An 11,209-nucleotide genomic window follows, 5' to 3' on the forward strand; every position below is an offset into this window, starting at 1 on the left:
AGTACCACAGCATGTTGTAGGCGCGGGCCATGGTGTCCAGGAAATCGCGGGGCCGGGCGTCGAAGTTGGCGTTGACGGTGCCGTCCAGGCCGTCCGCCACCACGGCCGGAATGCCCTGGCTGGCGGCGAAATCCTGCAGCACGTCCGCCAGGCGCTTGTTCTCGGCGCGGTAGAGGAACTGCCCGCGGCTCCAGGGCTCGGCGGCGCGCGTGGCGGTGTTGAGCGTCTCCAGTGAACGTCCCGCGGGATTGGGCGGGACCGGCACGGGCGCGGTGAAGGCGGGGACGGGGGCGGCTGGTGCCGCCGCGGCGTCGGTGGCGGCGCCCGCGGACGCCATGGCCAGCGTCTGGGCCGTGGCCTGGCGCTTGTGGCGCGCCTGTGCCGGGGAGGCGCCGGCAGGCCGGGCGTCCGCCATGCCAGGGCCTGCGAGCGCGGTGCTCAGTTTGAGCGGCGAGGCTTCGGCGGCCGGGGCGAACGGCAGGCCCGCCGTGCCCAGGGCGAGCAGAGCGCCGGCGATGGCGATGGCGCCGCCGTGCAGGCCGCCGGGGGAGCGGCGCGCGGCGTGGGGGGGGAGTCGGTGCATCACTCAAGTTCTCCGGTGAAGGGCATCTGCGCTTGGGGGAAAGAGTAGGTGCCGGGTGCCGCCTGCGCCCAGCGGGATGCGAAGCCGAGCGAGCGGGTGCGAAGCCCGGCCGCGCGCGGTCGGTCCGCCGCGGGCTGCGCCCCGGCAGGGCGCCGTGCAGCGCGCGGCAGGGTGTTTCGCCTTTCGGGCCATCGCTTCGACCGCGGGATCGGCGCGCGTGGAGCCGCCGTTTGGAATGGGGCGGGCCCTTTTTTCCCGACACAAGGAACGACGATGTCACTCCCCCGCACCGCGGCCAACCCATTGGTCTATACCCACGGCTACTACGAAATCCTGTCCCCCGGCGTGATCGCTGCCGCGCTCGCATCCCGCGGCCTGCGCGCGCCCGATCTACAGGCCCCGCTGTGTTATTTCGAGCTGGGCATGGGCTTCGGGGTGTCGCTGCTCGCCAACGCGGCCGCGTTTCCGCACATGCGCTTTTTCGGCAACGACTTCCATCCCGCGCACGTGGCCCATGCGCGGGGCCTGGCGCGCGATGCCGGGCTGGAGAACGTGGAGCTGTTCGAGGACGGCTTCGATGTGCTGCCCGACCGCGATCTGCCCATGATGGACTGCATCGTCATGCACGGCGTGTATTCGTGGATCTCGCCGGCGCTGCGGCATTCGATCGTGCGCTTCATCGAGCGGCGCCTCAGGCCTGGCGGCGTGGTGTACGTGAGCTACAACGCGCTGCCCGGGTGGGCACCGCTGCTGCCGCTGCGCGAGCTGTTCCATCTGCACGCCGGGCGCGTGGCGGAGCGCGGCGCCGGCACCGACGCCGCCGGCCAGCTGCAGGGCGCGCTCGACTTCATCCAGCGCCTGGCGGACTGCGGCGAAGGCGGCTACCTGCAGGCGCACCCGGCCGTGGCCCGGCGGCTGGCGCATGCGCGGGCCGACGGCCCGCACTACGCGCTGCACGAATACGTGGGACCGGATTCGCACCCCCTGTACTTCCACCAGGTGGCGCAGGAACTCGCCGGTGCGGGGCTGCAGTTCGCCGTGCCGGCGCTGCTCGCCGAGCAGGTGGACGCGGCCTGCCTGCCCGCGGAACTGGCGGCACTGCTGGCATCGACGCACGACCCCGTGCTGCGCGAGACGCTGCGCGACTACGGCCTCGACCGATCGTTCCGGCGCGACCTGTTCGTGCGCGGCCCCGAGCCGCTCGCGCCGGCCGAGGCCGAGCGCTGCCTGCTGGACCAGGAATGGATCCTCGCAGTGCCCCGCGACGCGGTGCCGGACGGCGCGGCCCTGCGGCTGGTGTCGCAATGGCTGGGCGAGGCCGCCTGCGGCGCGCTGCTCGACGCCGTGTGCTCGGCGCCCGTTCCCCTGCGCGCGGTGATGCTCCAGCCGCCGCTGGCCGGCGTGCCGGCCCGCACGGTGCACGACGCCCTGATGCTGCTGGCATCCAGCAATGCCGTGATGCCCGCGCTGCCTGCCGCGCTGCGCCGCGGGGCGCGGGCGTCGGTGCAGGGCTTCAATGCCGCCGTGCTGGAGCGGGGCGGCGCCGACGGCACGCGGCATCTCGTCTGCGGCGCCTCGGGGCTGGCCAGCGAGTGGACGCCCGAAACCCTGCGGCAGCTGCGCGAGGCGCTGCGGCACGGCGGCCCGGCCGGCATCGCGCAGCGCGCCCCCTGGCTGGCCCGTCTGGAGGTGGTGTGATGGCGGCGCCGCTGCGCATCGCGGGGGTCGTGCGCCGGGCCCTGGCGCTCTGCGCCGGCATGGCGGCGGGCGCCGCTCTGGCGGCGGGTGCGTACGATTGCCAATTGCCCGGCGGATCGGACGTGCTCGTGGTGGGCTCGGACATCGCCCGGCGCTTTCCTTCGATCGGCAGTGCCTGCGCAGCGGCTTCCTGGGCGCCCGCCGCGGAGGTGCCTCCGCCCGCCTGGCCCGCGCTGCCGGTGCGCGTGATCCACGCCCGTGCGCCACGGGGCGCGCCGGAAGCGCGCAGGGCGGGCGCCACGGGCGGCGGCGATGGCGGCTCCGTGGCCGGCATCAGCCGCCGGGCCGACGCGCTCGCGCCCCTCATCGAGTCGGCCGCGCAGCGCCATGCCGTCGATCCGCACCTGGTGCGGGCGGTCATCCAGGTCGAATCGGGCTATGCCCCGCATGCCCGTTCGCCCAAGGGCGCGATCGGCCTGATGCAGCTCATGCCGGCCACGGCGGCGCGCTTCGGTGCCGCGACGGAGGAAGAGATCCTGAGCCCCGCGGTGAACGTGGACGTGGGGGTGCGCTACCTGCGCTTCCTGACCGACCGTTTCGGCGGCCGCACCGATCTCGTGCTGGCGGCCTACAACGCAGGCGAGGGCGCGGTCATCCGCCACGGCTACCGCGTGCCCCCCTACCGCGAAACCCTCGACTACGTGCGCAAGGTGCTCGATCTGTATCCCGCGCCCGGGGGGTGAAGGGGCCGCTGCGGCCGTGCCTCAGCGAGCGGCCGGTCGGTCAGCAGCCATTGCACCAGGTCGCCTGCGCCGAACCGCGCTGCCAGGGCTGCGGCGGAAGGCGGCAGCGCCGCGTCCGGGCCGCCCCGCAGGGCCTGCACCAGCAGTTGTCGGGCGCCCTCCAGCAGCAGGGCCTGGGCGCTGCCGTGCGCCGTCGTCCTGCGCCGCGCGGGCAGGGGCATTTCGGCGATGTGGGCGAGGCCGGCGATGAGTGCCGGCGTGGGCCGGGTGTCCTGGAAGGCCTGCGCCACGTCCACCACCAGCCAGTCGTTTCCGGGGGCGATGCCCACGGGCCAACCCGGGGCGTCCTCGCGGGAGCCGCTCCCCCCGGTCAGCAGCAGGAAGTCGGAGGTGCCGGCGTACACGTGCGCGAGGCGCCCCTCCACCAGCATGCGCAGGCCGGGATGGGACGCGGGAGCACGTCCGCCCGCCAGCGCTTCCATGCGCAGCAGCAGCCCCTGCAGGGCGATGTGCATGCGTGCGAGCTGCGCGGTTGCGCACGGCGTGCGCAGCTGCGACGACACCCAGAGGCCCGCGGCCTGCGGGAAGCCGTCTCCCTGCAGCAGGGGCGGTTCCACCAGCGGCACCAGCCGGAGCTGGACGCCCGGCCGGCCGCCGCACGGCACGAGCCGGGTCGCGCCGCTGCGCCAGGCCGCGGGCATGGCGGCCGGCGGCGCGGGCAGCGGGCCTCCCCGGTTCACTGCGTCGGCGTGCATGGCGATGCGCCCGCCGATGGCGCGGGTGCGCTGCCGCGCGCCGTGCGCCGGAACGGATAGGCGGTCTTGCGCGTGCCTCCCTGGGGAACCAGGCGGTACAGCACATCGCCGTCGCGCTCGCCTACGCGCTGCCAGCCGTGCCGGTCGAGAAAGCGCAGGCAGCGGGCGTTGTCCCGCTCCACGGCCACGGTGATGTCCTGCCGGAGCGTGAACAGCCACTGCAGGGCGGGCTTGAGCAGCAGGGCCCAGCGCCCGTAGTGCGACGGCAGCACGGCGATGTGCGCCTCCTCGCCGTCGAACAGGATGCCGCCGATGGCCTGCCCGGCATCCTCGAAACCGATGGACGGGCAGTCGGCGTAGAAGTGCGCGAAGCGCTCCCGCGTCACCGTGTCGGCATAGCCCTGCGCACCGTAGCGGTGCGCATCGGCGTCGTAGAACACGCCCAGGTCCGCGCGGTCGGTCAGTGTCAGCATGGTGGTGTCTTCCAGGAACGGCGGCGGCATTCAGGCGGCCAGGGCCGTGCCCGCTGCGGGCTCCGGGTCCTCGGCGTCGTCCATCTGCAGCAGCTGGCGCATCGCCTTGCGCACGTGCGCATCCTCGCTCTCCAGGCACTGCTGCGCGTGGTAGTGCCACGTCGGGTCGCCCAGGATGTTCAGGCACAGCGCCTTGAGTTCCGGCGCGGTGTCCTCGCCGAGGGTGTTGAGGTACTGCAGCGCCTCGGTGATGTAGCCGCGCTGGATGGCGATCAGCACGGGAAAGATGAGGTACTGCTCGGTGCCGGGGTCGAGCGCGTTCAGTTCGTCGAGCAGCGTTTCGGCTTCGTCCAGGCGGTCGTCGCGGATCGCGTCGACGAGCCGCACGGCCAGGGCCGCGACGGGGTCATCGGGAAGCGGGGTGTCGTCCATGGAAAGCGTCCTTTCGGGAGAGGAGAGGGAAGGGGCGGGAAGAGGCGGGAAGAGGATGGAAGGGGCGGCGGCGGATGCCGCCGCCCCCGGCGGTCGGCCCCGGGTGTCAGGCCCGGATCTGGTAGGGGCCGATGCGCGTGTCGAGCGCCGCCTGCGCCAGCGCCGGCGCCGGCGCCGCCATTGCGTCTCCGTCCTGCGGCATGAGCTGGTCGGCCAGCCCCTGCTCTGCACTTTTCCGCGCCGCCGAGCCGATGGCGGCTTCCACCGCATCGAACACGCTGCGCGAGGCCTGCTGGATGGGGGCGAGCGCGGAGTTGCTGGCGACGCTGGCCTCGTTGGCGATCGACAGCTGCATGTTCCCCAGCGAGTCCTGCAGCCCTTGCAGGCCCTCTTGCAGACGCTGGGTCATGGATTCGGCGGCCTGGGCGGTGGCCCGCGCGATCGCCGTTTCGATGTCCTGGTTCATCTGCTGCTTGATGTGCCGCGCCGACGTGCGCGCGTCGTTGCCCAGGCCCTGCACCGCGTCGGCGACCGCGTCCGGCGCCTGCGACAGGGCGGCGAGGCCGCGCATTTCCGGCAGGTTCAGCTTGCCGAGCGAGGCGGGCAGGGCGTCGAGGACGGTGCGGGCCATCGACTGGTTCACGAACTGGTCCACCGCGCCGCGGAGCGCCGGCGGGGCGGCCGGCGGGGCGGCCGGCGCGCCGAGGGCCTGCGTGATGCCCGGGGCCGGCCCCGAGCCGCCGTCCGGCGACAGCGCCGCATGCACCTTCGTGGCCAGCGCCGGCACCTGTCCGGCGGCGAAGTCCACCGCGGCGTCCTGGGCGGTCTCGCGCACCGCGGTGCCGGCGCCGCGCAGAATGCCGGCAGGCGCTTCACCCATGCTGGCGAAGTGGCCGGCGCGCGAGCCGCCCAGGCCGCCGCCCACCGCCGCTCCCACCAGGTTGGAGGCCAGCGCGCCGAAGCGCGAGGTGCCGTGGGGGTCCAGCACCTTGGACACGCCCTTGGCCACCTCCTGTCCGGCGAGCCCGATGGCGGCGTCCACCGCCATGCGGGCCATGTTCTTGGCCACGCCGCCCGGGCCGAAGTTGGATGCGGTTTCCACCGCGCCCAGGGCCATCTGCCCCAGGCCCTTGAGCGCCTTGGAGAGGTTGCCCTTGGCGATGCCCTTGGCGGTGGCGACGACGCCGTCCTTGATGTTGGAGAGGCCGCCCTCGACGCTGTCCACGACGGAATCGGCCACTTTCTGCGCCGTCTTCTGCACCTGGTTCAGCACCTTGTCCAGCGCTCCGTGGAGCAGCGTGTTCGCCGCCATCGCCGCCGGCATCAGGTTGATCGCGCCGCGGGCCATGGTCAGGCCCGCGTCGGCCAGGCCTTTGAATCCTTTCGCTGCGGCTTTCAGGTCCAGCGTGGCGATCCCTTTCGCGATCTGGCCGACGCTGTGAACGGCTTTTTCGATACCCTGTCCGATGGCCTTGAAGGCTTTCTTGATGGCACTCATAGTCAGTGACTCCTGCAGATTGAGGTGGAGGAAATGCACTGGACGCACCCAGGCACATCACCACCTGGAGGGATCGTGGATCGGTGGACCAGCGCAGGAGCCACTGTGCTCGGCGGGTCGCGCGCGCGCCGCCGCCGGTGCGATGGCGTGTGGCGGGATGCGAAGCCGGGCGGAACGCGAGGGGAGCCCGCGGTCGACAGTGCCGCGCGCGGGCATTACACTTGGGCCACACACCGGTCCGCAGCCGCTCCCGCGCTGCCGGACCTTCCCGACCCGACTGGCCGAGCACCATGACCCGCGACGCAACGTTCACCGCAGCCACCTGGTGGCGCTTCTCCTGAAGAAGCGGCGCACCGCTGCGGTCCCATGACTGCAAGTTGGCCGCCCGGACCGGTGGCGACTTGATCCCAGCTCCCGGCACGGCGGCTCCACCCAGGAGAGTTGTCTTGCCCCCCGTACCCCTTCCCCCGCAGATGCCATCCCCGCCGACGCGCGCAGGAGCGCTCGCCCGTGCCGGCGCGGGCACCGGCTCCGGCACCTCCGGCCGCTTCCGATGGCGGTGATCCGTCCCGCCACCCCCACCCGCCTGCCGCACCGCGGGCGCCCCGGCCTGCGCATGGGCGGCCGGCAGGCCCGCCCGCCCCATCTCTCCCAATCAAAAGGTTCGAGTCGATGAAAGTCCTGATGATCGACAACTACGACAGCTTCACCTACAACATCGTCCAGTACTTCGGAGAACTGGGCGCCGAGGTCGAAGTGCACCGCAACGACGAGATCACGCTGGAGGAGATCGCGGCGCGCAGCCCGAGCCACCTCGTCGTCTCGCCCGGCCCGTGCTCGCCCGCCGAGGCCGGCGTGTCGGTCGAGGCGATCCGCCATTTCGCAGGAAAGCTGCCGATCCTGGGCGTATGCCTGGGCCACCAGTCGATCGGCGCGGCCTTCGGCGGCCGCATCGTCCGCGCCCGCGAGCTGATGCACGGCAAGACCAGCACCATCACCACAACCCGCCAGGGCGTGTTCGCCGGGCTGCCCGAGCAGTTCACCGTGAACCGCTACCACTCGCTGGCCATCGAGCAGGGCTCCTGCCCCGAGGTACTGGAAGTCACCGCCTGGACCGAGGACGGCGAGATCATGGGCGTGCGGCACAAGGAGCTGCCCATCGAAGGCGTGCAGTTCCATCCCGAGAGCATCCTCACCGAACATGGCCACGCCATGCTGAAGAACTTCCTCGGCACCAAGGCATGACCCCATGCCGGATTTCCACCATCTGCTGCTGTTCATCGCCGCGGGCTGGCTGCTGAACCTCACTCCGGGCCCCGACGTGTTCTACATCGCCACGCACGCGCTGCGCTCGGGCGTGCGCGCGGGCATCGTGGCGGGCCTGGGCATCACGGCCGGCTGCTTCGTGCACGTGGCGGCGGCTGCGCTCGGCGTGGGGGCGCTGCTCGCCACCTCGGCCACCGCGTTCTCCGCGCTCAAGTGGATGGGCGCCGCCTACCTGGTCTGGATGGGCGTGCGCATGCTGCGCGCCCGGCCGGGCGGCGGGCTCGCGGCCGTGGCCCGGGCGGCCGGCGCACCCGCGGGTGCCGCCGGGGCCGCTGCCGCGCCGGATGCCGCGCCGCTGCGCAAGGTGTTCCTGGGCGGCTTCTGGACGAACGTGCTCAACCCGAAGGTGGCCATCTTCTTCCTGGCCTTCGTGCCGCAGTTCATCGCCCCCGGCGCGGACAACAAGGCGCTCGCCTTCGTGCTGCTGGGCACGCTCTTCAACCTCAACGCGATTCCCGTCAACGTCGGCTGGGCCCTGGCCGCCGCCTGGATGGCGCGGCGCGTGTCGCTGGTGCAGCGCCGCATGCACTGGCTCGACCGCGCGGCCGGCGCGATGTTTGTCGGCTTCGGCCTCCAGCTCGCGCTCTCCGAGCGGCCGGGTGCCTGACCGCATCCGATCCCCGCATTCACTGCATTCCCCGAACAAGGCTATCTCCGCATGTCCATCACCCCCCAGGAGGCGCTGCAGCGCACCATCGAGCACCGCGAGATCTTCCACGACGAGATGCTGCACCTCATGCGCATGATCATGCGCGGCGAGCTGTCGCCCGTGATGACCGCCGCCATCGTCACCGGCCTGCGCGTGAAGAAGGAAACCATCGGCGAGATCACCGCCGCCGCCCAGGTGATGCGCGAGTTCTCCCGCAAGGTGGCCGTGGCCGACACCGCCCACCTGGTGGACATCGTGGGCACCGGCGGCGACGGCGCCAACACCTTCAACATCTCCACCTGCGCGATGTTTGTGGCCGCCGCCGCGGGCGCCAAGACCGCCAAGCACGGCGGCCGGGGCGTGTCGAGCAAGAGCGGCAGCGCCGACGTGATGGAGTCGCTCGGCGTGCACATCGACCTGCCGCCCGAGGCCATCGCACGCTGCATCGCCGAGGTCGGCATCGGCTTCATGTTCGCGCCCAACCACCACCCGGCCATGAAGAACGTGGCGCCGGTGCGCAAGGAACTGGGCGTGCGCACGCTCTTCAACATCCTCGGGCCGCTCACCAACCCCGCGGGCGCGCCGAACATCCTCATGGGCGTGTTCCACCCCGACCTCGTGGGGATCCAGGTGCGCGCCCTGCAGCGCCTGGGCGCGGAGCACGCGCTGGTGGTCTATGGCCGCGACGGCATGGACGAAGTCAGCCTGGGCGCGGCCACCATGGTGGGCGAGCTGAAGAACGGCGAGATCACCGAATACGAAATCCACCCCGAGGACTTCGGCCTGGCGATGTCCAGCAACCGCGCCCTCAAGGTGGAGACGCCCGAGCAGTCGCGCGAGATGCTGTTGTCGGTGCTGCGCGGCGGGGCCGGCCCGGCGCGCGAGATCGTCTGCCTGAACGCGGGCGTGGCGCTGTATGCCGCGAACGTGGCGGCCACCATGGCCGACGGCATCGCCCGCGCGCGCGCGGCCGTCGATTCCGGCGCGGCGCTCGCGCGGCTGGAGCAGCTCGTGGAGCGCACGCGCGCCCTGGCCGCGGGCGCCTGAGGCCCGAAGGTGAGCCCCCTCTGGCGCGACAGCGGAACCTGGATCGCCCTCGGCGTATCCCTCGTGTTCATCGTCGCGGGCATCGTGATGCACCGCGTCTTTGTCCATATCCTGAAAACGGGCGCCGACGAGGACAGCGCGCCCCCTTCCAAGAAAGAACCGGAACATGAGTGACATCCTGAACAAGATCGTGGCCGTCAAGCGCGAAGAGATCGCCGCGGCCCAGAAGAAGATCCCCCTGGCCGCCATGCGCGCCGATGCCGAGAGCCGCGTGCTCACGCGCGACTTCGAGGGTGCCCTGCGCGCCAAGATCGCCGCGGGCCAGGCGGCCGTGATCGCCGAGATCAAGAAGGCCAGTCCCAGCAAGGGCGTGATCCGCGAGGACTTCATTCCGGCCGACATCGCCCAGAGCTATGCCGAGGGCAACGGCAAGGTCAGCGCGGCCTGCCTCTCGGTGCTGACCGACCGGCAGTTCTTCCAGGGCCAGCCCGACTACCTCAAGCAGGCCCGGGCGAGCTGCGCGCTGCCGGTGCTGCGCAAGGACTTCATGGTCGATGCCTACCAGATCTACGAATCGCGCGCGATGGGCGCCGACGCGATCCTGCTGATCGCCGCCTGCCTGGAGGATGCGCAGATGGCGGAGTTCGAGGCGATCGCCCACAGCCTGGGCATGGCCGCGCTGGTGGAGGTGCACGACGGCGCCGAGCTGGACCGGGCCCTGAAGCTGCGCACGCCGCTGGTCGGCATCAACAACCGCAACCTGCGCACCTTCGAGGTGTCTCTGGACACCACCGTCTCGCTGCGCAAAGCGGTGCCGTCCGACCGGCTGCTGGTGGCGGAATCGGGCATCCTCACGCCGCAGGACGTCAAAACCCTGCGCGATGCCGACGTGCACGCCTTCCTCGTGGGTGAAGCCTTCATGCGGGCCCAGGAGCCGGGGGCCGCGCTGGCGAAGCTGTTCGCCTGATCCCGCCACCTTACCGCCCCCTGCTGCCGGCCTGCCCGGCGGCGGGCCGCCACCGACCATGCACCCTTCCGCGCAAGACCCTTCCCCGCCCTCGCAGCTGCAGAGCGCCGACCCGGCCGACTGGCCGGTGGCGCCCGGCTGGCAGCCGCTGGTCGATGACTTCTTCGCGAGCGCGCGCGGGCAGGCGCTGCGGCTGTTCCTGCGCCAGCGCCTGGAAGCGGGCGCGGTGATCTTCCCGCCGCGGCCGCTGCGCGCGCTCGAACTCACGCCGCCCGAGTCGGTGCGCGTGGTCATCCTCGGGCAGGACCCGTACCACGGCCGCGGGCAGGCCGAAGGGCTGGCCTTCTCGGTCGCACCCGGCGTGCAGCTGCCGCCCTCCCTGCGCAACATCTTCAAGGAGCTGCAGCGCGATCTGGGGCAGCCCTTCCCCGCCTGGCCCGAGCCGGGCGGCAGCCTCGTCAAATGGGCGAAGAACGGCGTGCTGCTCCTCAACACCTGCCTCACCGTGGAAGAGGCCCAGCCCGCCAGCCACTCGGGCAAGGGCTGGGAGCAGCTCACCGACGCGGTGATCCGCAAGGTGGGCGAGGGCGACCGGCCCGCGGTCTTCATGCTCTGGGGCTCCCACGCACAGTCGAAACGGCCGCTGATCGACGCCGACCGGCACCTGGTGCTCACGGCCAACCATCCGTCGCCCCTCTCGGCGCTGCGGCCGCCCGTGCCGTTCATCGGCTGCGGTCACTTCGGCCGGGCGCGCGAGTTCCGCGAGCAGCAGGCCGCGACGTAGCGGGCCGGCGGCCTGCGGGCGACAGCCCGCTGCGCCCGCGCAGCGACCGGTTCGCGCGGCGGCGCGGGGCTTCGCGCCGGCACGGCACCGCCGCCTGCGCCGGCGCAGCATGGGCCCTGCCGGATGGCGGGCGCCGCGCGGGGTCGCGCGGCCCGCCATCGCGGACCCACCCGTCAGGCGGACCTCATGGATACACGAAACGTGAACCGCGGCCACCGTGCCCCGCGCGGCGGCCCCTCCGTGCCGCCGGCGGC

At 72.5% G+C, this 11,209-nt stretch carries 12 protein-coding genes and 1 pseudogene; 8 read left to right on the forward strand and 5 right to left on the reverse strand.

What is annotated here, in order from left to right; all coding sequences use genetic code 11:
• Positions 1–34 precede the first annotated feature (34 nt).
• Positions 35–583: pseudogene (locus Q9R47_RS24335) on the reverse strand (EscC/YscC/HrcC family type III secretion system outer membrane ring protein); the annotation flags it as partial.
• Positions 584–856: 273 nt separating this feature from the next.
• On the opposite strand from Q9R47_RS24335, the gene Q9R47_RS16705 reads away from it, so the two are divergent.
• Entirely contained in the window at positions 857–2,281 is a 1,425-nt protein-coding gene (locus Q9R47_RS16705; RefSeq protein WP_311234309.1) for a class I SAM-dependent methyltransferase, read from the forward strand.
• On the forward strand, positions 2,281–3,024 hold the full coding sequence (locus Q9R47_RS16710; protein ID WP_311234310.1) for a lytic transglycosylase domain-containing protein: 744 nt from the start codon (positions 2,281–2,283) through the stop codon (positions 3,022–3,024). The genes Q9R47_RS16705 and Q9R47_RS16710 overlap by 1 nt, the downstream gene beginning before the upstream one ends.
• Here Q9R47_RS16710 and Q9R47_RS16715 read toward each other — a convergent pair.
• From Q9R47_RS16715 to Q9R47_RS16730, 4 genes are all read right to left on the reverse strand, one after another.
• Positions 2,979–3,779: a hypothetical protein gene (locus tag Q9R47_RS16715; protein ID WP_311234311.1), complete on the reverse strand. Its 801-nt coding sequence runs from the start codon at positions 3,777–3,779 to the stop codon at positions 2,979–2,981. The two genes, Q9R47_RS16710 and Q9R47_RS16715, sit on opposite strands and share 46 nt — an antisense overlap.
• Positions 3,761–4,252 (reverse strand): GNAT family N-acetyltransferase, encoded by a 492-nt coding sequence (locus tag Q9R47_RS16720; protein WP_311234312.1) that lies wholly within the window; start codon positions 4,250–4,252, stop codon positions 3,761–3,763. Before Q9R47_RS16720 ends, Q9R47_RS16715 begins: the two co-directional genes overlap by 19 nt.
• A 30-nt stretch (positions 4,253–4,282) precedes the next feature.
• Positions 4,283–4,684 carry an HrpB1 family type III secretion system apparatus protein gene (locus Q9R47_RS16725; RefSeq protein ID WP_311234313.1) on the reverse strand — a complete coding sequence of 134 codons (402 nt, stop codon included), beginning with the start codon at positions 4,682–4,684 and terminating at the stop codon, positions 4,283–4,285.
• Between the two features lie 106 nt (positions 4,685–4,790).
• Positions 4,791–6,182: a hypothetical protein gene (locus Q9R47_RS16730; protein WP_311234314.1), complete on the reverse strand. Its 1,392-nt coding sequence runs from the start codon at positions 6,180–6,182 to the stop codon at positions 4,791–4,793.
• 672 nt (positions 6,183–6,854) lie between these two features.
• Between Q9R47_RS16730 and Q9R47_RS16735 the strand changes: the two genes are divergently transcribed.
• Genes Q9R47_RS16735 through Q9R47_RS16760 form a run of 6 tightly spaced genes read left to right on the forward strand, consistent with a single transcriptional unit; the run spans position 6,855 to position 10,955 of the window.
• Positions 6,855–7,427 carry an aminodeoxychorismate/anthranilate synthase component II gene (locus Q9R47_RS16735; protein WP_311234315.1) on the forward strand — a complete coding sequence of 191 codons (573 nt, stop codon included), beginning with the start codon at positions 6,855–6,857 and terminating at the stop codon, positions 7,425–7,427.
• 4 nt (positions 7,428–7,431) lie between these two features.
• Positions 7,432–8,115, forward strand: coding sequence for a LysE family translocator (locus Q9R47_RS16740; protein ID WP_311234316.1), 684 nt, complete (start codon positions 7,432–7,434; stop codon positions 8,113–8,115).
• Between the two features lie 51 nt (positions 8,116–8,166).
• A complete protein-coding gene (gene trpD, locus Q9R47_RS16745; protein WP_311234317.1) occupies positions 8,167–9,204 on the forward strand; it encodes an anthranilate phosphoribosyltransferase in 1,038 nt (345 codons plus the stop codon).
• A 9-nt stretch (positions 9,205–9,213) separates the two neighbouring features.
• On the forward strand, positions 9,214–9,378 hold the full coding sequence (locus Q9R47_RS16750; protein ID WP_311234318.1) for a hypothetical protein: 165 nt from the start codon (positions 9,214–9,216) through the stop codon (positions 9,376–9,378).
• Positions 9,371–10,171: an indole-3-glycerol phosphate synthase TrpC gene (trpC, locus tag Q9R47_RS16755; RefSeq protein WP_311234319.1), complete on the forward strand. Its 801-nt coding sequence runs from the start codon at positions 9,371–9,373 to the stop codon at positions 10,169–10,171. The genes Q9R47_RS16750 and trpC overlap by 8 nt, the downstream gene beginning before the upstream one ends.
• Before the next feature lie 58 nt (positions 10,172–10,229).
• Entirely contained in the window at positions 10,230–10,955 is a 726-nt protein-coding gene (locus Q9R47_RS16760; protein ID WP_311234320.1) for a uracil-DNA glycosylase, read from the forward strand.
• Positions 10,956–11,209 lie beyond the last annotated feature (254 nt).

The sequence above is a fragment of the Acidovorax sp. PRC11 genome (assembly GCF_031844105.1).
GTDB lineage: Bacteria > Pseudomonadota > Gammaproteobacteria > Burkholderiales > Burkholderiaceae_C > Paracidovorax.